Annotated in this window: 19 protein-coding genes; 16 read left to right on the top strand and 3 right to left on the bottom strand. The window is 37.4% G+C overall.

Going from position 1 to position 25,340, the window contains the following annotated elements; genetic code table 11:
* Positions 1-71: 71 nt before the first annotated feature.
* Together ABN763_RS03645 and ABN763_RS03640 are read right to left on the bottom strand one after the other, a co-directional pair.
* Complete coding sequence (locus ABN763_RS03645; RefSeq protein ID WP_410484059.1) at positions 72-272, bottom strand: helix-turn-helix transcriptional regulator; 201 nt, start codon at positions 270-272, stop codon at positions 72-74.
* Positions 262-750, bottom strand: coding sequence for a hypothetical protein (locus ABN763_RS03640; protein WP_410484058.1), 489 nt, complete (start codon positions 748-750; stop codon positions 262-264). Before ABN763_RS03640 ends, ABN763_RS03645 begins: the two co-directional genes overlap by 11 nt.
* 163 nt (positions 751-913) lie before the next feature.
* Here ABN763_RS03640 and ABN763_RS03635 point away from each other — a divergent pair, with 163 nt between their 5' ends.
* From ABN763_RS03635 to ABN763_RS03570, 14 genes are all read left to right on the top strand, one after another.
* The gene (locus ABN763_RS03635; RefSeq protein ID WP_410484057.1) at positions 914-2,788 is read left to right on the top strand and encodes a CocE/NonD family hydrolase; all 1,875 of its coding nucleotides are present in this window, start codon (positions 914-916) and stop codon (positions 2,786-2,788) included.
* 172 nt (positions 2,789-2,960) lie between these two features.
* Entirely contained in the window at positions 2,961-7,220 is a 4,260-nt protein-coding gene (locus tag ABN763_RS03630) for a gliding motility-associated C-terminal domain-containing protein (RefSeq protein WP_410484056.1), read from the top strand.
* A gap of 1 nt (position 7,221) precedes the next feature.
* Complete coding sequence (locus tag ABN763_RS03625; protein ID WP_410484055.1) at positions 7,222-8,154, top strand: type IX secretion system membrane protein PorP/SprF; 933 nt, start codon at positions 7,222-7,224, stop codon at positions 8,152-8,154.
* Between the two features lie 3 nt (positions 8,155-8,157).
* On the top strand, positions 8,158-10,059 hold the full coding sequence (locus tag ABN763_RS03620; RefSeq protein WP_410484054.1) for an OmpA family protein: 1,902 nt from the start codon (positions 8,158-8,160) through the stop codon (positions 10,057-10,059).
* Between the two features lie 156 nt (positions 10,060-10,215).
* Complete coding sequence (locus ABN763_RS03615) at positions 10,216-11,754, top strand: YifB family Mg chelatase-like AAA ATPase (protein WP_410484053.1); 1,539 nt, start codon at positions 10,216-10,218, stop codon at positions 11,752-11,754.
* A 792-nt stretch (positions 11,755-12,546) separates the two neighbouring features.
* The gene (locus ABN763_RS03610; protein ID WP_410484052.1) at positions 12,547-12,771 is read left to right on the top strand and encodes a hypothetical protein; all 225 of its coding nucleotides are present in this window, start codon (positions 12,547-12,549) and stop codon (positions 12,769-12,771) included.
* Positions 12,764-13,501, top strand: a complete 738-nt coding sequence (locus ABN763_RS03605; RefSeq protein ID WP_410484051.1) for a sensor histidine kinase — start codon at positions 12,764-12,766, stop codon at positions 13,499-13,501. Before ABN763_RS03610 ends, ABN763_RS03605 begins: the two co-directional genes overlap by 8 nt.
* 227 nt (positions 13,502-13,728) lie before the next feature.
* Positions 13,729-14,376: a hypothetical protein gene (locus ABN763_RS03600; protein ID WP_410484050.1), complete on the top strand. Its 648-nt coding sequence runs from the start codon at positions 13,729-13,731 to the stop codon at positions 14,374-14,376.
* Between the two features lie 642 nt (positions 14,377-15,018).
* Positions 15,019-15,816, top strand: a complete 798-nt coding sequence (locus ABN763_RS03595; protein ID WP_410484049.1) for a sensor histidine kinase — start codon at positions 15,019-15,021, stop codon at positions 15,814-15,816.
* Positions 15,803-16,444, top strand: a complete 642-nt coding sequence (locus ABN763_RS03590; RefSeq protein ID WP_410484048.1) for a response regulator — start codon at positions 15,803-15,805, stop codon at positions 16,442-16,444. The genes ABN763_RS03595 and ABN763_RS03590 overlap by 14 nt, the downstream gene beginning before the upstream one ends.
* A 120-nt stretch (positions 16,445-16,564) precedes the next feature.
* Positions 16,565-17,788 (top strand): Nramp family divalent metal transporter, encoded by a 1,224-nt coding sequence (locus tag ABN763_RS03585; RefSeq protein ID WP_410484047.1) that lies wholly within the window; start codon positions 16,565-16,567, stop codon positions 17,786-17,788.
* Positions 17,785-18,519 (top strand): 5-oxoprolinase subunit PxpA, encoded by a 735-nt coding sequence (gene pxpA / locus ABN763_RS03580; RefSeq protein WP_410484046.1) that lies wholly within the window; start codon positions 17,785-17,787, stop codon positions 18,517-18,519. The genes ABN763_RS03585 and pxpA overlap by 4 nt, the downstream gene beginning before the upstream one ends.
* Positions 18,520-19,254 (top strand): 5-oxoprolinase subunit PxpB, encoded by a 735-nt coding sequence (gene pxpB / locus ABN763_RS03575; protein ID WP_410484045.1) that lies wholly within the window; start codon positions 18,520-18,522, stop codon positions 19,252-19,254.
* Positions 19,247-20,083: a biotin-dependent carboxyltransferase family protein gene (locus ABN763_RS03570; RefSeq protein ID WP_410484044.1), complete on the top strand. Its 837-nt coding sequence runs from the start codon at positions 19,247-19,249 to the stop codon at positions 20,081-20,083. The genes pxpB and ABN763_RS03570 overlap by 8 nt, the downstream gene beginning before the upstream one ends.
* A gap of 61 nt (positions 20,084-20,144) precedes the next feature.
* Here ABN763_RS03570 and ABN763_RS03565 read toward each other — a convergent pair whose 3' ends face one another.
* Positions 20,145-21,524 carry an aldehyde dehydrogenase gene (locus ABN763_RS03565; protein ID WP_410484043.1) on the bottom strand — a complete coding sequence of 460 codons (1,380 nt, stop codon included), beginning with the start codon at positions 21,522-21,524 and terminating at the stop codon, positions 20,145-20,147.
* A gap of 393 nt (positions 21,525-21,917) precedes the next feature.
* Between ABN763_RS03565 and ilvD the strand changes: the two genes are divergently transcribed.
* Entirely contained in the window at positions 21,918-23,594 is a 1,677-nt protein-coding gene (ilvD, locus tag ABN763_RS03560; RefSeq protein WP_410484042.1) for a dihydroxy-acid dehydratase, read from the top strand.
* Between the two features lie 11 nt (positions 23,595-23,605).
* Positions 23,606-25,339: a biosynthetic-type acetolactate synthase large subunit gene (ilvB, locus tag ABN763_RS03555; RefSeq protein WP_410484041.1), complete on the top strand. Its 1,734-nt coding sequence runs from the start codon at positions 23,606-23,608 to the stop codon at positions 25,337-25,339.
* Position 25,340 lies beyond the last annotated feature (1 nt).

The raw sequence follows: 25,340 nt of genomic DNA, 5'->3' as shown, positions 1-25,340 counted from the left end.
GTCAAGGAACTAGACTAAAAATTTTCACTTAATGTCTTTTTTTCATTAGGCATGCGCTATCATCTATTGCATCAATCTTCTTCCTCCAAGCTAAAAAGCTCTTCTACAGACTGACCGAAAAAACGAGCCAGTTTGAGTGCTAGCACAGTCGATGGCACATATTTTCCTTTCTCTAGTGCATTAATGGTCTGTCTACTTACGCCAATTTCATCTGCTAAGGTACCTTGAGTCACATCCTTAATAGCGCGGGCGATTTTGATCTTATTCTTCATAACGCAGTTCCTTTTTTGATTGATGAAGTAAAAAGTGAAATCGTATTACGAAAAATAAGATCGGAGTAAATGCATTAAAAATGAGTATATTAAAATATGGCATATCGTAAACAAAGATCGTTGCAAATACAAAAATGATCGAATTTAAGTAAATGGCCCAGATAAGAGATTCCGTGCGAATTTTTCCAATAAACTCATCCTCGTCTTTCACTTTTGCAAAACCAACAAAAATCCCACCCAGTATAATGCAAATGGTGAGTATTTCATCCAAAATTCCATTTTCAATAACCTTAAAGAAGTTATCGGAAGGGTCTGAAGACAAAAAAGGATCTCGCCAAATTGCAAATACTGAGGTTTTCATGACTTCGTCAAACTCAAAGCCGACTATGTGAATGTAAATTCCGTACAGTACACTAGGAATTAACAGTATCCAGCCGACTGTTTTTAATGAATGTGGTAATAAAAAGCGTGTGTTCATTTGATGATTGATTTTAATCAATAACGCCACAAATGTAAAGTAAAATTGATATAAAGTAAAGTAAACTTTACTTTTTTTAAAATAAACTTGTCATTGGATTAGAATTTTAACGATTAAGACTTTCTATTTGTGGTATATTTATGCATCTAAAACACCAATTCAAATGATTCGATTTTTTTTAGTTTTAAGTATGCTCTTGATTATCAGTTGTAAAGAGCAAATATCCCAAGAAACTCCTTCAGAAGCTGTTGACACCTATGTAGCAAAAGAGCATTACACAAAAAAAGAGATTTCCATTGCAATGCGCGACGGTATTAAGCTTCATACCACTATTTATAGTCCGAAGGATACCTCTAAAAAATATCCGATTATCATGTCTAGAACACCTTACAGCTGCCGGCCATATGGAGAAGACAAGTTTAGGGAAAAAATTGGTCCGAATACTACCATGATGAAAGATGGATATATCGTTGTTTACCAGGACGTCCGAGGTCGTTGGAATAGTGAAGGGGTTTATGACAATATGAGAGCGTTTATACCTAATAAATCTGGCAATCAAGTGGACGAGGCTTCGGATACTTATGATACGATTGAGTGGTTGGTTAATAATGTGGACAATAACAATGGTAACGTTGGGGTTTGGGGTATATCCTACCCGGGTTTTTACTCAACCTATTCTACTTTGTCAGGACACCCGGCTTTGAAAGCTGTTTCGCCCCAAGCACCTATAGGCGATTTCTTTTTTGATGATTTTCATCATAATGGAGCTTATTTGTTAAGTTATTGGAGAGCAACAGCAGTTTTTGGCTATATGAAAGATCAACCAACCAAAGAAGCTTGGTATTCGTTTCCTGATTTGGGTACTCAAGATCAATATCAATTCTTTTTAGATGCAGGTCCATTATCGAATCTTGATAAATATTATGATCAATCGAATGTTTTCTGGACACAATTAAAAGAACATCCTAATTATGATGAGTTTTGGAAAAGTCGTGGTATCATTCAGCATTTGAAGGATATTAAACCAGCTACTATGACTGTGGGAGGTTGGTTTGATGCTGAGGACTTGTATGGTCCTTTAGAGACTTATGCCAACATTGAAGAAAACTCAACAGCTAACTATAACACCATTGTTATGGGGCCTTGGAGCCATGGTGATTGGGCAAGAAATAAAAAAAGACAAGCTATAGGGAATGTTTATTTTGGCGATGACATTTCCAAATTTTTTCAAGAAGAGATTGAAACGAAGTTCTTTCATCATTTTTTGAAAGGAAAAGCAGATGGGAATACGGGCTTGCCGGAGGCTTATGTTTTTGATACAGGGTCAAAAGATTGGAAAACCTTCGATTCTTGGCCACCGAAGAATACCGTAGAGTCCAACTATTTTTTGCAACCAAATCAAACACTCTCAATTAAACGAGGAGAGCCGTTAACAAAGGTTGATTTTGTTAGCGACCCAAAGAAACCTGTGCCGTATTCAGAAGATATCAAAATGGTGTTCACACCAAGAAAATACATGACTGATGATCAGCGTTTCGCAGCCAGAAGGCCAGATGTATTGGTTTTTGAAACTGAAGTGTTGGATGAGCCAATTACTTTAGCTGGTGATATTATGGCAGCATTAGACGTTGCCACTACTGGGTCTGCTGCTGATTGGGTAGTAAAACTAATTGATGTCTATCCACCTGATCACCCGGATTATGAAGAAACTCAAGAATATTTAAAAATGGGTAACTATCATCAAATGGTGCGTAGTGAAGCAATGAGAGGACGTTTTCGCAATAGTTTCGAAAAACCAGAACCTTTTATTCCTAATCAGAAAACTAGTGTAAATATTAAACTACAAGACGTATTGCACACCTTTAAGAAAGGACATAAAATACAAATACAAGTTCAGAGCACTTGGTTTCCGTATATCGATATTAATCCGCAGACTTACGTAAACAACATTTTTAAAGCCAAAGAAGACGATTTTAAAAGGCAAACGCATACGGTCTATAGCAGTTCAACTATTAAGATGAATATTCTCAAAAACTAAACTTTCTTTGAGTTTGAAGTGCGGTTAATCGTGAATATTGCCTAATTACAGAATTAAGTTTTACGAGGCATTTAAACTTGATGGATTTTTCTATTTTTATCAATTCATTTAGTCCCCGACCTATTTCGCCTAGAATGCAACTATTATTAATGGTAATGGGCTATAGTACTTTATGAATAGAAATGAAAAATCACCTATTTCCATAGGCGGAATACTAAAATCTTTTTTGACGATAGTAATGCTGTCGTTTTCCACCTATTTGTATGCACAGGTTGATTTCCGTATGGAGCAAACTGGAGGACCGAATCCGGTTACACAAGTTGGTGATATTATTGATTTTACAATTACAGTTGATAATGCACAATTAGGGGCTATCCCGTTAAGCGGAGTAGTTGTTGAATTTGTGGACCCTAATTTTGTAGGAACCGTACTTACATTGGATTCCGGAGATACCGATTCTAATGGTGTTTTAGATGTTGGAGAAACTTGGCTTTATTCAAGTTCGTATACCATCATACAAGCTGATATTGACAATGGTTCGCGTTTGACAAATGCTGTTAACTTAACAACGAATGAACTTCCTACAGAAAATATTGCAGCAGTTACGCTGATTTCTGTAATTAATCGAATTTCAATTGAAAAAACACAAACAGGAGGGCCGACCAATATTACTGCAGCAAATGAAGTTATAGAATATACGATTGTACTTACAAATGAAGGACAGCTTAGTCAAACTGCTATTTCATTAAGCGAGACTTTTCCGGGAGCAGGACCTAATTCACTTAATGGTCCAACTGAGAGCGGTACTGTCGACAATATACTTTCGCCAGGGGAAACATTCACTTATAATGCAACCTATACAACTACTGCTGCCGATATTGTTGCAGGGGAGACCCTAGTGAACAGAGTTCGAGTAACAACTGATCAAATTTCAGACTCACAATCTTCTAGCGCTTCAACTCCTGTCAATGGCAGCCCGATATTTACAGTTACAAAAAATCAAGTCACAGGTCCAAATATTGTTACGACGGCTGGTGAGCAATTGGAATATGATGTTGTGGTTACCAATTTAGGTTCGGGAAATTTAACGAATGTTCAAATTCAAGAGTTTTTTCCTGGTAATGGGGTTTCTTCGCAACAGGCGATTCCTACAGAAAGTGGCACTACTGACGGTATCTTAAGTCCTGGGGAAACCTTCACTTGGCGCATTCGGTATCAACCGGATCAAGATGATATCGACACAAAGATTAACTTGATTAACAGGGTACGTGCTACAGTCGATGAATCTTCAGTAATTCTTGAGACACAAGCTACAACTCCTATCCAACCGATTACATCCTTAACGGTAACCAAAAATCAAACAGCCGGTCCGACTAATGTAACGGCTGTAGGTCAGCTGCTTACATATGAAATTGCGGTGCGAAATACTGGCACTCGTACCCTTACGAATCTCATTTTTACCGATGATTTTCCGGGTAATGGAGCCATGTCAATAAATGGCCCTGTCGAAAGTGGAACAGTGGATAATGAAATATCTCCTGGGGAATCCTTTGTATACACGGCTACGTATACAGTTACACAAGAAGATATTGATGCTGCCATTCCACTTGTGAATCGAGCATCTGCCGTGACAACCGAGTTTCCAACCACCATTACCGATACGGCGGTTACCCCGGTAAACGGAATTCCTTTATTTACTGTTACTAAGGTGCAAACCGCAGGCCCCTCATCAGTTTCGAATCCTGGTGAGGTCATAACGTACGAAATAGAAGTAGCCAATGCGGGGACGGTTAGTTTAACCAACATAGTAGTAGACGAGATTTTCCCGGGAAGTGGCGCAAATAGTTTGAGTACTCCCATAGAGAGTTTTGCAACAGGGGTAGCAGGAACGTTAGAGGTCGGAGAAACCTTCACCTATACCGCCACTTATACGGTATTACAAGAGGATATTGATACGAATTCAGAATTGATTAACACGGCCAATGTTACCAGCCAAGAAACGGGCGCAACCATTATAAGTGATACCGCGGTTACCCCTGTTGACGCCGTCTTATCTTTAGAATTGGTAAAGCAAGGTACTTATGTAGATGCTAATACGAATGGAATAACGGATGTTGGCGATGAGATTAGCTACACTTTTGTTGTAACGAATACTGGTAATAGAACATTAAATAATATAACAATTAACGATCTCAATGCTGATGTTGTAGTATCCGGATCTCCTATTAACCTTAATGCAGGAGAGACGAATAATAGTAATTTTACCGCTCAGTATTCGATTACGCAAGCCGATATCGATGCTGGATTTTTTGAAAATACCGCAATTGCATCTGCGGATGAAGTAGATTCACCAAATGCTGTTTCGAATGTACCCTTAATACAAACTTTTGGAATCACATTGGAGAAAAATGACACTTTTGATGCCGGTCCGGATGGAATTATCAATCCGGGTGATATCATTACCTATAATTTTACTGTTAGAAATACGGGTAACACCACCTTACAAAATATTCAGGTGGTTGATAATGTAGCTGGGGTTGTATTAAGTGGTGGACCTCTGTCCCAGTTAGATCCGGGAGCGGTAAATACAGATACTTTTACCGCCACTTACGCGATAACGCAAACAGATATTGATAATCAGCAATTTAGCAACCAGGCTAGAGTCACTGCTTTGGCACCGGATAATACTACTGTGGTAGAAGATAATGCGTCAGACGATCCGGATACCGCCGATCCTGATGACCCTACAATTACGTCAGCTCCAAACATTGCCGCATTACAACTTTTTAAATCAGGAATCTTCAATGACGAAAATGGAGATGCTTCAGCGCAGGCGGGAGAAACCGTTTCTTATACCTTTAGCATTACTAATGTTGGTACTGCTACTATTAGCAATTTAACGATTAGTGATCCCCTTGTTACTGTGGACGGTGGGCCTTTAACTTCTCTAGCTCCGGGCGACACAGACAATAACACCTTTACCGCCACCTATATCTTAACTGCTGCAGATGTGGCTAATGATTTCATATTCAATCAAGCTACTGTTTTAGGAACTGATCCTGATGGAGGTACAGTGACGGATTTATCTGATGATCCTAATACAGAAGAGGTTGATGATGAAACAGCAACAATTTTGGAACGTTTTCCGAACATTTCGTTATCGAAAGTAGGAGTTTTTAATGATGAGAACGGAGATGCCCTACCACAAATAGGTGAAACTGTAAGCTATACCTTTTCATTTAGAAATACGGGGAACGTACCACTTACTACTATAACTATTGACGATCCATTGGTTTCAGTGAATGGTACTTTTACAGGTAGTCTTGATCCCGGGGAAGAGGATACAACTACATTTACTGCTACTTATAGTATAGTGCAGGCGGATATTGATAGTAGAATATTATCTAATCAAGCAACCGTAAGTGCATTTTTTGATAATAATGGTGTGCAAGAAGAGATTCAAGATTTATCTGATGATCCAAATAATACGGCTGATGTTGATGCTAATGGAGACGGAGAACCAGACGATCCTACTGTATTGACCTACCCTGCAGATACAGATGGTGACGGAATTCAGGACCTTACGGATCTTGACGATGATAATGATGGTATTCCTGATGCGGTCGAACTTGCGGGAGATGCAAGTCGCGATACCGATGAAGATGGAATAATCGATAGCTTGGATCAAGATTCAGATGGAGATGGGTTGTTTGATTGGGTAGAAGCCGGGCATTTTGCCGAAAGCATTACCGCAGACAATCGTTTGGAAGGGCCATATAGTGGTGATGGGATATCAGATCAGGTGCAGGATGATCCTGATTCGGGAACTGTTAATTATGAATTGGCTGATATATCTGATGAAGATGGAATTCCCAACTTTCAAGATAGTGATGATGACAATGATTCTGTATTAACAATTTTCGAGGGCGCAAATCCTGATGGCGATGGTAACCCACTTACAGGGGAAACTTTGGATACTGATAATGACGAAGTTCCTGATTTTCTTGATCCTGATGATGATAATGATACAAGATTGACTATTGATGAATCACCGGACCCAAATGGAGACGGGAATCCAGATGATGCTATAGATACTGATGAAGATGGGGTTCCTGATTATTTAGATCCTAGCCTTGACGTTGAGTTTACTGAGTTTAATGCGATTACCCCTAACGGAGATTCGTTAAACAATCAACTAGAAATTAATGGTATAGAATTGTTTCCGGACAATAAAATGGAAATTTTCAATCGCTGGGGGGCAAAAGTGTACGAAACAAATGGTTACGGTATAGGGAATAATTTCTTCAGAGGTTTTGCCAATAGTGGTAATGAAAGTGGGAAAAGCTTACCCTCAGGCACCTATTTCTATGTAGTGAACTATTCAAATGGTGCAGAGCAAGTTACCAAATCAGGTTATTTATACATAAACTAAAATGAAGAACAGACAATTACTTTTTATATTATTGGTTATGTTCTCCGCTTTGGGGACTGCGCAACAGGATGCGCAGTTTACTCAATACATGTATAATACGGTGACCATAAATCCTGCATTCGCTGGTAGTCGTGGTTTATTCAACGGAACGATATTTCATCGATCACAGTGGGTTGGACTAGAAGGAGCCCCAGTGACGCAAAGTATTAGCTTTAATACGCCTTTAGGTGAATCAAATAAGGTGGGACTGGGGGTGTCAGCATTAAATGATGAAATAGGACCCTCAAAAGAACAAGTGTTCTTTGTTGATTTTTCGTACAACATTGATCTTTCTGAAAACACCAAGCTGGCATTTGGGCTAAAAGCGGGAGGGAACCTGTTATCAGTAGATTTTTCTGAACTTGGTATTCGGGATCCACAGGATCCGGGTTTTGGTCAAAACATTGATAATCGTTTTGCGCCAAATTTTGGGGTTGGTATTTATGTTTATGGAGATAGTGGTTACATAGGTCTTTCGGCTCCAACAATTTTAGAGACTGAGCATTTTGATACAGATGAAAATCCATCTTCAAATAGCCTTGCTGTCGAAAGAGCCACGATTTATTTAATGGGGGGTTACGTATTTGAACTCAGTGATTCGTTTAAATTTAAACCAGCTATTTTAACAAAGTATACTGCTGAAGCACCGATACAAGTCGACCTATCGACTAATTTTTTATATAACGAAAAACTCACTTTTGGACTTGGTTATCGATTGGGAGGAACAGCTAGTGGCCTAGCTGGTTTTCAAGTATCAAAAGGAATATTAATTGGTTACGCATATGATTTTCAACTAAACGGGTTACAAGATGCTACGAGTGGCTCACATGAAGTATTTTTGCGTTTTGAGATATTTAAGAAAGAAAAAGCAGCCGTATCACCGGTTTTCTTTTAGATTATGATAAAAAAACTGTTAATCATCATATTTGTTCTTGCACAAGCAACTGTCACGTCACAGAGTAAGCTTTTGCAAAAAGCTAACGAGTACTTTGATAGCTATTCGTATGCTGAAGCAATTCCGCTATATGAAAAACACCTAAAAAAGAATACGGTTGATGTTGACGGGATTAAGAATTTAGCTGATAGTTACTTTTTTACAGGTAATTTTTCTAAAGCCGAAATTTGGTATGAAAAATTAATGCTGTATCGTGAAAATGTAGATAATATAGAAGATTACATATTTCGTTATGCACAATCTTTGAAGGCTTTCAGACAGTATAAAGAAGCTGATGAATGGATGGAAGAACTAGGGAAGGAAAACCCAAATGATCGTCGTTATCAACTGTATAAAAATAACCCACAGTATATAGAGATCGTAGAAATGAATAGCAACCGTTTTGTGACGGTTAATGCACCTTTTAATAGTATTTACAACGATTTTTCCCCCACTTTTTTTAACCACCGGTTGCTTTTCAGCTCATCATTTTCAGGCAAGTCTTCAAAAAAAGTTCGGTCAGGCTGGAGCAACCAACCATTTTTAGATTTATACACTTATTCCGATACCGGAGAACGAGCTAGTCTAAAAGGTGATGTTAACGGTTCAGGTCATGAATCATCTGCGGTATTGTCACCCGATGGCGAAACTCTGTATTTTACACGTAGCACTAATTCGGCAAATACAGGAAAAGGAATTTTAAAAATTTTTATGGCTAGCAGAGATGGAAAACAATGGAAAGATGTTCGACCGGTTACCTTTAATGACGAAGATTATTCAACGGCGCATCCGGCAATTGATAAAAATGGTAAAAAAATCATTTTTGCATCCAATAGAGAGGGTGGATTTGGGGAATCTGACTTGTATGAAGTAGAAATTTTGGATGATGGCTCTTTTGGAGAACCAAAAAACATGGGATCGGCAATAAATACCGAAGGGCGAGAGTCGTTTCCATTTATTAGCAGTACTAATCAATTATACTTCTCATCCAATGGGCATCCCGGACTAGGAATGATGGATGTTTTTAGTGTTTCTCTTGATGATGTTGGTTTTCAGGTGTTTAATATTGGTAAACCGGTTAATAGTACAAAAGATGATATTACATTTATAGTCAATGAAGCGGATAACACAGGCTATTTTGCTTCGAATCGAGATTTCGGTAAAGGAGGTTATGACGTTTACCAATTTAGCAGAAAAGAAGCGCTTAAGACAACTTGTGAATCCGTGGTTAGGGGGTCAGTTATTGGTGCAACTCAAAAAAATCTAATTAAAAATGCTACAGTGTCATTAATGGATGTTAATGGAAACATTCTCGGCACCGATACAACTGATGGTAATGGTAGTTTTATAATATCCACGAGTTGCTTTGTAGGTAAGCAACAATTGTTGATTAAGCGAGATGGCTATCAGACCTATACTGAAAGCATTAATGTGTCAATTAAAACTCCGGAACTGGAAGTTGCGGCTGTTGTGGAAGAAGCTGAACCTTATTTATATAAGGATTTGATTACTACTATGAACCTATCGCAGGTTACTTTTGGTAATAAAGATGCTAACTTGGATGATGATTCGTACAAAGTGATCGATCAAATTATTAAGATGCTTAATGATAACCCAACAGTATCTATTAAAATAAGGTCACATACTGATCTAAGAAAAAATTATGCCTTCAATCTGAATCTATCGGCTAGAAGAGCTAAGGCAGTACAGAAATATATGGTTCAAAAGGGCATTTCAATAGACCGATTGCTGACCGAAGGGATGGGCGAAATAGAGCTCAAGGTCAGTTGTGGTTTCAAAGTACGATGTACAGAAGAAATACACAGGCAAAACCGCCGAATTGAGTTTGTTGTGGTTGCTAAATAATCTTTGTTCGAGAACGTTTTCCAATGTCCTGTCAATTTTCAATGCCTTTTCTCTGTAAGAAACTGCAATAATCACCAATAATTTCCTATTTTAGTCAGTATCCTACCTTCCAACAGCACGCTCAAGTTGTGCAACTCTCATATAGATAAATAAATTATGCTACAAAAAGTACATGGTAGTGCTGTTTTTGGGGTTGACGCTACCACGATAACAGTGGAAGTTAATATTGACACAGGTATTGGCTATCATTTAGTAGGTTTACCGGACAATGCAGTTAAGGAAAGTAGTTACCGCATAGCAGCTGCATTGAAAAATACGGGCTATAAACTTCCAGGAAAAAAGATTACCATTAATATGGCGCCCGCTGATTTACGAAAAGAAGGGTCCGCCTACGATCTTACTCTGGCAATTGGAATTTTAGCCGCTTCAAATCAAATACAAGCGGTAAATTTGGATGAATTTATGATCATGGGTGAGCTTTCTTTAGATGGATCGCTGCAACCAATAAAAGGGGCTTTACCAATTGCAATTAAAGCACGTGAAGAAGGGTTCAAAAGTTTCATTTTACCTAAACAAAATGCAAAAGAAGCGGCGGTTGTTGATAATCTTGATGTTTATGGTATAGATAACATTGAGGAGGTCATTGATTTTTTTAATGATAAGAGAAAACTAGAACCAACTCTAGTAGACACACGAGAAGAATTTTATAAGAATCTAGATTTCCCCGAATTTGATTTTGCTGATGTAAAAGGTCAGGAAAGTATTAAGCGCTGCATGGAAATTGCCGCGGCAGGCGGTCATAATATTATTCTTATAGGTCCGCCAGGATCAGGTAAAACTATGCTTGCAAAACGACTACCAAGTATTTTACCCCCTATGACACTTCATGAAGCACTAGAAACAACAAAAATACATAGTGTGGCTGGTCGAATTAAGGAGCATGGTGGATTAATGTCTCATAGGCCATTTCGTTCGCCTCATCATACTATTTCTGATGTGGCATTAGTTGGTGGAGGTGCTTATCCGCAACCTGGCGAAATATCATTATCACATAACGGAGTCCTTTTTCTAGACGAGCTACCTGAGTTTAAAAGAAGTGTACTCGAAGTAATGCGTCAGCCATTAGAGGACAGAGAAGTAACCATTTCAAGGGCTAAATTCACAGTGACCTACCCAAGTAGCTTTATGTTGGTCGCCAGCATGAATCCCAGTCCTGGAGGCTATTTTAATGATCCCAATGCACCAGTCATGACCACTCCTTCTGAGATGCAACGTTATTTAGGGAAAATTTCAGGACCATTATTAGATCGTATAGATATTCATATCGAAGTGACTCCTGTACCCTTTGAAAAGCTTTCTGATGACCGAAAAGGAGAATGCAGCGTCGATATTCGACAACGGGTAACTAATGCAAGAGAAATACAAACAAACCGTTTTGAAGGTATACCCAATGTGCATTATAATGCCCAAATGAGTACTAAACAAATTAGGAAGTATTGTGAATTAAGTGGCGAATCTAAGCAACTTTTGAAAACGGCAATGGAACGCCTCAATCTCTCTGCTAGAGCCTATGATCGAATTTTGAAGGTAGCAAGAACAATTTCAGATTTAGAAGGCAGCGAGACTGTTTTGGGTGATCACATATCTGAAGCAATTCAATACCGAAGCTTAGACAGAGAAGGTTGGTTAGGTTGATTTGGGTTTTAATTAATAGAAAAAATGAGATTGTCTATTATCACATTTTTCGTTTAGCTAGTCGAAATAACACATACCTCATAACTTTTATTAAAAATGTAAATAACTATTATTCAATTATATAAATGTATTTTCAAACGCTTTAGTATCATTTTAAATATTCTTTAATTCCTCGAACAGTAAATACTCAATGTTTATTTTAGCTATAAGTTGTGATTTTTTTACTATTTTTAATTAGATAACAACCAGCTATTATCAATTTTCAACTTCGAACCTGCTTTTTTCTTCCCTAACAAGTAAGCATTTTTGAAACAAACACACCAATTAGTTGATGATGTAGTGCTACCTGTTATTTAAGGGGAAATACTCCATTATGATTGATCGCGGGACTATAGTTTAGTTTTTTAATTGAAAAAGAAAACAACAGTTAAACCAAAAAAAATGCGTTATGTTCCAATTGTACTTAGAAAACAAAGAAATTGAAATCGATTTTAGATTAGAAACGAAAGCACAAAAAAATCCAAGTAAAAAGCCCAATAAGAGTCTTGAGCACAACAATGAACTTCTCGAAAGGACAACTTCCAAAGTAAAATAAAAGAATTTACATCTTAAAGATTGAAGTTACTGTTAGGTGGTATTTAGATGGTTTATCTTTGGGTATCACTCAATAGACTTATATGATACAGTGTACCATCCTAAACGCTCATGTTGTTGAATACAAGAGTTTCATTCTTACTAAAGGCATACTACAACTTAATGCGAATGATGGTAAAAAAGTAGCTAACCGTATCATTGATAAATGATTATGCCAAAGAGTATGAAGCAGTATTTAAGGTGTTTATTAGTATAGGTAATATTGATATTGCACAGGTCATTAAATCAAACGGAGTTGTAAGAAATGAGATGGAAAGTACATTAAGGAATTTTGGCGATGGTAATATAAGAATAAACAAGAAGGAACTAAGATATCTTATTATAGACCTATTAGCAATGCAACAGACATCCATCAATGAGTAAACAACCCAAAAAACAAAGTCTTGATGAACGGTTATTAAAATTGACTGAGAAGCAGAATAAGCGTCTCAAAGACTTTTCATTCATGACCTCTCATAATGTTCGAGTGTTGGTTGCAAATTTGTTGCCATTAGCCAATATGATTACACCAAATGAGGGGGAAGAAGATTTGGTTAAAATGATTCAATCAATTGCCGAACGTTTAGAAGAGACAGTGGTTAACATTAACCAGTATCTAATACTGGAACAGAAAGATTTACAAAGCAAATTACATCCGGTTCATTTAGGGGATGCAGTGTACAAGGCGCTGCATCAATTAAATACCTCGGTCGAGCGCTTTGAAGTAGATGTCACTGCTGCCATACCCAGTAGCATTCACGTAATAGGTATTGAGCATTTCGTGATTAATATTATGATACAGCTGTTGCGCAATGCATTTCGCTTCAGTGAAGAAAATGCCATTGCAAGAGTGCAGATGTTAGCTATTGAGCATGATGATCAAGTGGTATTGACAATTCAGGATAATGGACTTGGACTCGATATAGAAAAATACCAAGATAAGTTATTCACATTAGGATCTCGATTTCATCCCGAGCGGAGCGAGGGTATGGGGCTTGGTTTGTACCTGTCGAAGTTCCAAATGGAAGCTATGTGCGGAACAATTGCCATCGAAAGTACACCGCAGTTGGGCACGACAATAACCCTACAATTTAAGAAAGCTAAGCCGTTGTGAACAATAGCTTTTTTGTCAAGTTTGAGATATGATCTAAAACTAAAATTGAATATAAATTTACTACCACCCAACGACAAACTGATATTAACTAGTGACCGACAACGAACCACTTAGAACGGTAAACACCCAAACCCGATAGGGTATTTTCCCCATAATGTTGTCTTTCTTTTCATTTGGAGGTCATTTTATATACCTTCACTATTCTATTAACCAATCCAACACGAAAAATGAAAAAAGTTATTCAAAAACTTCCCTTAATAATGGTCTTGACGGGAATTATGCTCCTCATGAATTCTTGTAAAGAAGATGGAGGCGTAAAAGTTGATAAGCCAGATGGAACGCTAACACCGACGGAGGCGACTACCTTAAGTGAAAACTTTGTTAAGGACATCAAGACGTATGATGAAATAGCAGTTCGCTATTTCCAATTGCTAGAAGAATTACAAGGTTTAGATGTAAAGCAACGAGCTAGTTTGAGAGGTCCGGTTGCAGAAATGATGCAAAAAATGGTAAAGCAGCAACAGGAAGAGCCTTTGGTGAAGCCTACGTTCAAGTTATCAGCTTCCAGCGCATATTCGTTGGAAAGATTAAATACATATATGCAGCATGCTAAGTATGAAGCCGACAGTTTAGGCTATGACCTTACAGGATATCGTATTTATTTTGGAGTTTTTCCAAAGGATAAAAAATACGATCGCAAAAGTGACGAATTAACGGTATTCATTTCACCAACAGGAAAACTAAGGCCAAAACAAGAGGGAAATATGTTTTCTTCCATGATGTTTCAAGATAATGATGATGATATTCCGGGAATAGATCTTTTGGAATATGGAGGAGATCGAGATCCTCCGGCTGCAACCTATCCACAACAATAATTAAAAAGGTTATAGATTGAGCTATCTTCCTGATCATTTTACTGCCTATTTGGCTCTTCTGGTTGCAATAGTTGCTACAATAAACTATAAGAAATATTCTTTTGGAAGAGCCAAATATTTTCTTTGGTCTTTATGGTTGATAGTTTTGGCTGAGTTTTCTTATCGGTCTGTTTACTTATTATTTGATAGACAGATAAATACTTCTCCTCTGATTTCAAATGTTTATACGATTCTACAGTTTTCATTTTATATTCTATGGTACCGTAGCCTTATGAACAATACGGTAAAAAAGCATTTGCTTCTGGCAGGATTCATAGTGTTTATTTTATTTACTCTTGTTAATTCAATTTTTATTCAAGATATAATTTCTCAAAGACAAACATATGTTTATTCATGGGGAGTTTTATTAGTTATTCTTTCAATTTTTACTTATCTAATTGAATTTCTTAGATCGGAGAGAATTTTGAAATTTGAAAGATCTGTTTATTTTTGGTTTAGCCTAGGGATTTTATTATTTCATGTTCCCTATCTACCCTTTAGATACACCATAGAGTATTTTGGTTTTGAAAATAATAAAGTTTACGATTTAGTTTTAATTACCCTTAATATTTTGATGTATATCTCTTTTCTCATTGGAGTCTTATGGAGCAAGAAGAAATTCAATTATTAGTAATTATATCATCCTCGATATTATTAGCGATCATTATTTTTATTGTGATCATTTTCTCTGTATTTCAAAGGCGCAAAAACCAATTACTTATTGAAAAAGCTGAAGAGCGGCAGAAATTTGAAATTGAACTGGCCAATTCGCAATCAGAAATTCAAGAGCAAACACTGAAAAATATTAGCTGGGAGCTGCATGACAATATTGGACAATTATTATCGGTTGCTAAGTTGCAACTTAATATGTTGTCAACCCAGGTAAAAGAAACCAATCAAAAGGCATTAGCAGAGGTGAGCGATGTTATAGGCAAAAGCTTGCAAGACATCCGTATGCTTTCGCGAACGCTTAATCACGAGGTTTTACAGAATATTGGGCTTGTGGAAGCCATTAAAATGGAATTGCAACGCTTCAACCGTGTCAAATTTTTGGAAGCTTCTATTGATGTCAAAGGAGAAGCGAAAGAAATCAATAATAAAGATGAAATTATTATCTTTAGGATATTTCAAGAGTTCTTTTCTAATGTTACTAAACACTCAAAAGCCAGTAAGTTAGATGTAAAATTAGATTATGAAACTGAAAAATTAACCATCAGCGCCGAAGATAATGGCGTGGGCTTTAATATGAATGAAGTTAAAAGTGGACTTGGACTAATCAACATGAAGTCTAGGGCCGAGCTGATTAAAGCGGACTTTTATCTGACTTCAAAATATAATGAAGGCGTTAAACTAAAATTGGTTTATCCTTACAAAAACCAAAACCAAAATGAGCAAACATAATGTAGTAATTGTTGATGATCATCAACTGTTTGCAGGCTCGTTAGAAGGACTGGTCAACTCATACCCTAATTATGAAGTTGCCTATCATACCCTAAACGGTAAAGAACTTATTGACAAGCTTGAAGCTACCAACCGTACCCCTGACCTGATATTACTTGACATTAACATGCCAATTATGAATGGCATTGAAACAATGGAATGGTTAAAACAGAATCGTCCCGATGTCAAAGTATTAGCACTTTCAATGGAAGATGATGAAGATACCATTATTAAAATGCTACGCCACGGTGCAAAAGGCTACTTACTAAAGGATATTGAGCCGTTAGTTTTTAAACAGGCTCTTGACGACGTAATGAATAAAGGTTTTTATTACTCTGATAAGGTTTCTAATACCTTGCTTGGCTCACTAGACGGCAGTAAGTCTGACAGAGTAAAGCTTAAAGAGCGAGAAATTGAGTTTTTAAAACTAGCTTGTACCGAAAAAACATATAAAGAAATCGCCGCTGAAATGTTTTTAAGTCCAAAAACAATCGACGGCTATCGTGAAGCTCTTTTTGAAAAATTGGAAGTGAGAAGTCGTATAGGTCTTGTTTTATATTGTATTAAAAATAAAATTTACCGTGTCTAAATTTGTCTTTTGTTATAATAACGGTATACAATTTTAAAATCATAACGCTGAACTTTGAAAATAGCCCAAGGGATTTTTAAACAACCATTAACTCCGTAAACCAATAACTTAGCAACATTTTTGTTTAAAAAACTACAAAACATTGGTCCTGGTCCTTTAGTGGCCGCTGCTTTTATAGGCCCCGGTACCATTACGGTATGCTCCTTAGCAGGCGTTCGATTTGGCTATTCACTTTTATGGGCATTGGCTATATCGATAGCAGCGACTATAGTTTTACAGGAAATGGCGGCAAGGTTAGGTCTTATTTCAAAAGCTGGACTTTCTGAAGCAATTCGCTCTCAATTACAGCATCCCTTTCTCAAAATTATAACCTTGTTTTTAATTGTTTCTGCTATTATTATTGGTAATGCTGCTTATGAGGCAGGAAATGTCACGGGAGGCGTTTTAGGATTGGAGACTATTGTGGGAAGTGGTCAGTTAAAGCTAGGTAGCCAATCGTACAATTACATCAGTATTATCATTGGTTTTATGGCTTTTGGTTTACTATATATTGGTAATTATAAGTTTCTTGAACGTATTTTAATCGCACTAGTAATCTTAATGAGCCTGTCGTTTCTTATTACTGCAGTGGTCACTAAACCGAATATGACTGCAATCATAAAGGGTATTTTTATACCTAACTTAAACGAAGAGACAGTATTGGATGTTGCAGCCTTAATAGGCACTACTGTGGTGCCTTACAACTTGTTCTTGCATGCTTCGTTGGTAAACGCTAAATGGAAGAAAGGAACGGATCTTAAAAATGTTCGATTTGATACCTACATAGCCATAATTTTAGGAGGAGTAGTGTCCATGATGGTTATCATTACCGCAACGGCTATTAGTTCTGGCGAAATTACCAATGGGGCGGATTTGGCAAAAAGTTTAGAGCCTTTATTCGGTTCTTATGCAAAATACGTAATGGGAACTGGTTTATTTGCAGCAGGGCTTACCTCCGCTATAACAGCTCCCTTAGCGGCAGCGTATGTTGCGGCAGGCTGTTTTGGCTGGTCGCCTAACTTACGATCCAATAAATTACGTGCTATTTGGGCATTAGTACTTGTAATAGGTATTTTATTTTCTTCTTTAAGCATTAGCCCTATTCAAGTGATATGGTTTGCCCAAATTACTAATGGTTTGTTATTACCCATAATTGCAATTTTTCTTTTGTGGATAATGAATAAAAAACAGATTCTTGGCACGCATACAAATACTAAATTCCAGAATATTTTGGGAGTTCTTATTGTAGGGTTTACCATTTTTTTAGGCGCCAAAAGTATATTGAAGGTAATATCCCAGCTATGAACACCACGGTAGACATAAATTGCGATTTGGGTGAGGGCTTTGAGTTTGATGAACAGTTAATGCAACTTATTAGCTCTTGCAATATCGCTTGTGGTGGCCATTATGGAGATGAAAAATCTATCACGGAAACCATTAAGTTGGCACAAAGGTATGATGTCAAGATAGGGGCGCATCCATCATATCCGGACAAAACTAACTTCGGCAGAAAAGTACTTTCACTTGGTTTAGATGAACTACAAGCAAGCCTTGAATATCAGCTTGAGTTATTTAAAAAAGTAGCAGAAAGTTTGGATGCTACCATTCACCATATTAAACCGCACGGAGCATTATATAATGAGGGTGCCGTGAATATGACAGTTGCTAATTGTTTATTAAAAGCAATTCACAATGTGTTTAGTGATATACCAATATATACTCCTTATAATTCCGAAATTTCGGACTTAGCAATCAATTATAACCTGCCTGTTATTTATGAGGCTTTTGCTGATAGAAACTATGAAGATGATGGGAGGTTGGTTTCGAGATTTAAGGAAAATGCTTTAATTTATGATGTCGATACTGCCGTGAAACACGTTTTGAGTATATTAGGAAATGAGCTTTTGACTCACACTGGAAAACGTATTAAAATAAAGGCAGATACCTTTTGTGTACACGGTGATAACCCTAAAGCATTAGAGTTGGTAAAAGGCTTGACGAAAAAGCTAAATGAACAAGGTTGTACGATCGCATAAATGGAATTATTTCAACTACAATATTCCCAATATGGCTCCAACGGAATTTTAATTGAATGGCCCGATGAAATCGATGTGCGAATACTAAAAGATAAGGTAAGGTTTATCAATTTAATTAAACGCCATTCAGTTAAATTAATTGTTGATATAATACCTGCATATAACTCATTAATAATAATTTATGGCGATTCAATAGATAATTTCTATAGCTTTAAAAATCAACTTTTAGCCATTTATTTTAAGACTGAAGAGACGGAGCGTTCTGCTAATTTCCGATGGAGTGTTCCAGTGTGTTATGATGCTTTTTTTGGAGTTGATATGAATGAGTTTACTACACAAAAAAAGCTGTCAATTGATGAAGTGGTTGCCTTACATTCTAATACAATCTATACAGTGCATTTTGTGGGTTTTTTACCTGGTTTTTTATACTTGGGTGGACTTCGTGGGGAATTATTCTTGCCTAGAAAATCGACCCCTGCGTTAAACATTAAAAAAGGGAGTGTAGCAATTGGTGGTTCTCAGACGGGAGTGTATCCTTTAAATAGTCCAGGAGGGTGGTATGTGATTGGTAATAGCCCTATAAATTGGTTTGAGCCAAATGACACTAACCCTTGTTTTGCAAAAGCAGGTGATGAGATTGTTTTTATTCCTATAAACCGTTCTGACTTTAAGGAGATTAAGCAAAAAGTTGATTTGGGTAGATATCAACTCGAAAAAACGGTATTAAATGATTAAAGTGCTACATCCAGGTTTTTTAAGCTCTTTTCAAGATATGGGGCGCTTTGGTTATAGGCACTTTGGAGTACCGGTTTCTGGTGCAATGGACCAGCAATCAATGGTATTTGCCAATAAATTAGTCGGTAATCCTAATGGTGAAGCGGTCATAGAATTTGCAATACGGGCCCCTAGATTGAAATTTGAAACCAATACTAGAATAGCCATAACTGGGGCTGATTTTTCGCCGTTACTTAACAAGCGAGACATCCAGATGAATATATCTATAGAAGTCGCTGCCAATGATGAATTGAGTTTTAAAGGAAATAGAAAAGGGGTGTATGGTTATATCGCTCTTTCAGGAGGATATCAGTTACGAGCAGTTATGAATAGCCATAGCTACTATTCAAATATCAGCGATCATCTCCGTCTGCAAAAGGGAGTGACTGTGGCTTTAAAAAAAAGCACAAATAAGATAGTTTCTTCAATGATTGCTGATTTGCCTTCTAACAAAGTTCCTATTAAAGTATACAAAGGCCCAGAATTCAAGTTACTTTCTAAACATCAACAAGAAGCCTTACTAACTATTAATTTTTCGATTTCTAATATATATAATCGAATGGGAATTCAACTTGAGGAAAAAATTGAAAATAGCTTGCCATCAATTTTAACTTTTGGGGTATTACCGGGAACAGTTCAATTGACGCCTTCGGGAACACTAATAGTCTTGATGCGTGATGCACAAACTACAGGGGGATATCCGCGCGTTTTGCAACTCACAGAAAATGCCGTTAATTCCATTTCACAATTTAGCCCGGGAACTGCCTTTAAGTTTGAAGTTTTGACTTAATAGTTTAAGTATAGTATTGGTCTTTGCAATTTGCTATTTAATATATAAGCTCACATCTAAACTAAAACCACTTCAAAAACAATCTCAATTGCCCAAGTTTTCCTTTATATGGCGCATATCTGATGGGAGCATCTAGCCAGTTGGCTCTTTTAGAGATTGCTTTGTTATGGGTAAAGGTGTCAAAAGTCTGTTTTCCATGATATCCGCCAATACCGCTGTTTCCAACACCTCCAAAGGGTAAATTGGGGTTTGCATAATACACGATGGCATCATTAATAACACCGCCGCCAAACGAATAAGTAGAAAGTATTTTCTTTACAAAGGACTTTCTAGTAGAGAACACATATAATGATAGGGATTTATCATATGAACGAATGATTTGATCTATTTCTTGCTCATTATTATAACCCAATACGGGTAAAATCGGTCCAAAAATCTCGTCTTTCATGACCTCACTGTCCATAGCTGGTTGATCGATAATAGTAGGCGCAATATAATTTTCTGAAGCGTCAGTTGTACCACCAACTGCGATTTGCTCGCCTACCAGCATTTTTTCTAAGCGCTCAAAGTTTTTCTTATTAATGATTCTTGGATAGTCAGGCGAGTTTTTAGGGTTTTCACCATAGGCATTTTTAATTTCTAGGTCATAGTATTTAATAAAATCAGCCTTTATCTTGTTGTCAACTAAAATGTAGTCTGGTGCAACACAGGTTTGTCCACCATTTAAGAATTTTGCCCAGACCAATCGTTTTGCCGCTAACTTTATTTTTGCAGAGTGGTCGATAATGCAGGGATTTTTACCACCTAACTCCAATGTAACAGGAGTCAAGTGCTCTGCAGCTGCCTTGGCGACAATTTTTCCAACAAAAACACTTCCTGTAAAAAATATATAGTCCCATTTTTTCGAAAGTAATTCGGTAGAAATCTCCACACCGCCTTCTACTACCGCAACATACTCCTCCTCGAAAACCGCATTACAAATTTCAACAATTACGCTAGAGGTATGCGGAGTTAATTCAGAAGGTTTTACAACCGCCGTATTACCTGCGGCTATAGCTCCTATTAATGGGACCATTGCTAATTGAAAAGGATAGTTCCATGGTGCTATGATAAGTACCGTTCCATAAGGATCTTTATAAATATAGTCAGACGAGGGAAAATTAAGCATTGACGACTTTACTCGCTGTGGTCTTGACCAGCTGGCTAGTTTTTTTATTAAAAGATTTAATTCTTTCTCAACAATCCCGGTTTCTGATAATACCGATTCGAACTCAGATTTTTTGAAGTCTTGATGAACCGCTTTATGAATATCAGCTTCTCTTTTATGTATTTCAGATCGCAACCTTTTTAAGGCTGCTATTCGATATGGAATGGACTTCGTCTCTTGAGCATTAAAAAAGTTTCGTTGTGCGTTAATGATATTATCGAGGTCATTTTTCATAAAATGGTAAAATCAGCGTTGTTTTTTTATCAATCTCCTAAAAATTTAGGAAGACGGTGACAATGTAAAAAATTATATATAACCTTGTCTTCGTGTTTAAGAATTTAATTGTTAACAACGTACTGGTCATTATTAGTTCATTTATGAGCTGATACGGTTTTGCGTTGCTATATAAAAGCCTGTGTCAGATGTTGATACAGGCTTTTTTAATACAATCAAATTATAGATAATAAATATTGATTGGCAGTAGTATAAAATATCATTTAATAAATTGATTATCAAATACTTAATGATATAAAACAGCAATTGAGTTTGATAACTAAAGTCAAACTGTTAAAATTTCACTTTTTCAAACTAATTAATTTCGGTTAGCGGAACTATTTAATACAAAGAATGAGCTATAACAAATACAGCAAAGTAGTAACACAAGATGAGACCCAACCAGCCGCTCAAGCCATGTTGCATGCCATTGGACTTACCGAAGATGATTTTAAAAAACCCTTGGTAGGTATAGCAAGCACAGGCTACGAGGGAAACCCTTGTAATATGCATTTAAATGATCTTGCAGTATTGGTGAAAGAAGGAACTCAAGATGCTGATTTGGTTGGCTTAATATTCAATACAATAGGTGTTAGTGATGGTATTTCTATGGGAACACCAGGAATGCGCTTTTCACTTCCTTCGCGTGATGTTATTGCAGATTCAATGGAAACTGTTGTCCAAGCAATGAGCTATGACGGATTGGTTACGGTAGTTGGTTGTGATAAGAATATGCCTGGAGCTTTGATGGCAATGTTACGTTTAGACAGACCCTCAGTTCTAGTATATGGTGGTACTATTGCCTCGGGGTGCCTTAATGATAAAAAACTTGACGTAGTTTCTGCTTTTGAAGCATGGGGTGAAAAAGTAGCTGGTAAAATTGATGATAAACAATTTAAAAGCGTAGTTCAAAATGCGTGTCCAGGGGCAGGAGCCTGTGGTGGTATGTACACGGCTAATACCATGGCTTCTGCCATTGAAGCTTTGGGTATGGCGTTACCTTATAATTCGTCAAATCCGGCCACTAGTAATCAAAAACAAGAAGAATCTAGAGAAGCCGGTCGCGCTTTAAAATATCTCATTGAAAACGATATTAAACCATCAGACATTGTAACACGCAAGTCATTGGAAAATGCAGTGCGGCTAATTACCATTTTAGGTGGATCTACTAATGCAGTACTTCATTTTCTAGCCATTGCAAAAGCTGCTAATATTGAATTTACTCTCGACGATTTTCAAAACATTAGCGATTCTACACCCTTTCTAGCCGACTTAAAACCAAGCGGAAAATATCTGATGGAAGATGTACATAGAGTTGGCGGTATTCCGGCAGTATTGAAATACTTGTTGGGACAGGGTTTATTGCATGGTGATTGTTTAACGGTAACCGGAAAAACGCTTGCTGAGAATCTGGCAGTTGTACCAAGTCTTGATGAAAATCAGCAGGTTATTAAGCCAATAGATCAGCCAATTAAAGTGACTGGTCATTTGCGAATTTTATATGGAAACATTGCCGAAGAAGGCGCTGTTGCCAAAATTACAGGAAAAGAGGGATTAACCTTTACGGGAACTGCCAAAGTCTTCGAGGGAGAATTCGAAGCAAATGATGGTATTAAAAACGGAATGGTGAAAAAAGGCGATGTGGTAGTTATTCGGTATGAAGGTCCTAAAGGTGGCCCCGGAATGCCGGAGATGCTAAAGCCGACTTCGGCAATTATGGGTGCTGGACTCGGTAAGGAAGTGGCCCTTATTACAGATGGGAGATTTTCCGGAGGGACCCATGGTTTTGTGGTAGGTCACATTGTTCCGGAAGCCCAAGAAGGGGGGACGATCGCCATTTTACAAGACGGCGATGTTATTACCATCGATGCAGAAACCAATACGATAAACGTTGATTTAAGTGATGAAGAAATTGCTTCACGAAAAGCAAAATGGATACAACCACCATTGAAATTTGAACGCGGAGTACTTTATAAATATGCAAGAACAGTATCATCAGCTTCACAAGGCTGTGTGACTGATGAATTTTAAAATATAGTCGTATGGCTACACAAGCAAAAACTATTAAAAACCAACTTTCTGAAACTTCAATAAGAATATCTGGAGCAGAAGCGGTAATACGATCATTGTTAGCAGAAGATGTTAATATTCTTTATGGTTATCCTGGAGGTGCAATTATGCCAATTTATGACGAGTTGTATAAGTTTCAAGATAAGTTACAGCACGTATTGACTCGACATGAACAAGGGGCAACACATTCAGCACAAGGCTTTGCAAGAGTCTCTGGTCGAGTGGGTGTGGCTATGGCCACCTCAGGACCGGGAGCTACCAATTTAGTCACCGGTATTGCTGATGCGCAAATCGATTCAACCCCGATGGTATGTATCACCGGTCAGGTACCCCGACATTTATTAGGTTCAGATGCGTTTCAGGAGACTGATATTGTTGGTATTTGTACACCAGTAACTAAATGGTCATATCAAATAACAAAGGCTTCAGAAATTCCAGAAGTGATTGCGAAGGCATTTTATATTGCAAAATCAGGTCGTCCTGGCCCTGTTTTAATTGATATCACTAAAAATGCACAAATAGAAGAGTTTGATTTCAGCTATAAAAAGTGCACTGGTATTCGCAGTTATAAACCGGTTCCGAAAGTGCAAAAAAGCGAATTAGAAGCTGCAGCTAACCTAATTAATAACGCAAAAAAACCGATGATTGTTTGGGGCCAAGGCGTAATACTTGGTGAGGCAGAAGAAGAGTTCAAAGCTTTTGTCGAAAAAACGGGAATTCCCGCTGCCTGGACGATTATGGGAGTTTCAGCGATACCTTCAGATCATCCATTAAATGTAGGTATGGTAGGAATGCATGGCAATTATGGTCCTAATGTACTGACCAACGAATGTGACGTTTTGATAGCGATCGGTATGCGCTTTGATGATCGTGTAACAGGTAATCTAGAAACCTATGCAAAGCAGGCTAAAATTATTCATTTTGAAATAGATCCTGCAGAAATCAATAAGAATGTTTCTGTTGATGTTGGCGTTTTGGGAGATGTAAAAGAAACACTTACGCAGATTTTACCGATAGTAAATGCTAACTCTTATACCTCTTGGTTAGAAGAGTTTAGTAAAAAGGATAAAATTGAATTTGAGAAAGTGATCAAAAATGATCTTCATCCTACAAAGGAAGGTTTAACAATGGGTGAAGTGTTAAAATTGATCAATCAAGAAACAAAACAAGAAGCAGTTATCGTATCTGATGTTGGTCAACATCAAATGATAGCGTGTCGCTATGCTAAATTCAATCAATCAAAAAGTAATATCACCTCAGGCGGTTTAGGAACCATGGGGTTTGCTTTACCAGCGGCAATTGGTGCCAAAATGGGGGCACCTGAACGAGAGGTGATAGCTATAATTGGTGATGGCGGCTATCAAATGACCATTCAAGAGCTAGGCACTATTTTTCAAACCAAGGTTCCGGTAAAAATCGTGGTACTAAATAATGATTTTCTGGGAATGGTACGCCAGTGGCAGCAGCTATTTTTTGATAAACGGTATGCTTCAACTGAGCTTATTAATCCAGATTTTGTAAAAATTGCTGAGGGCTATTTTATTAAGGCAAAACGAGTAGAAAAAAGAGAGCACCTAGAAGCTGCTGTAAAAGAAATGATTCAATCTAAAGAAGCCTATTTCCTAGAGGTTTGCGTAGAGAAAGAAGATAATGTATTCCCAATGATTCCAAGTGGGGCATCAGTTTCAGATATAAGATTAAGTTGAT

This window comes from Spongiivirga sp. MCCC 1A20706 (assembly GCF_046524175.1).
Lineage (GTDB): Bacteria > Bacteroidota > Bacteroidia > Flavobacteriales > Flavobacteriaceae > Spongiivirga.
Note: the sequence above shows the minus strand (reverse complement) of the source record. Positions and strands in the feature narration are given on the sequence as shown.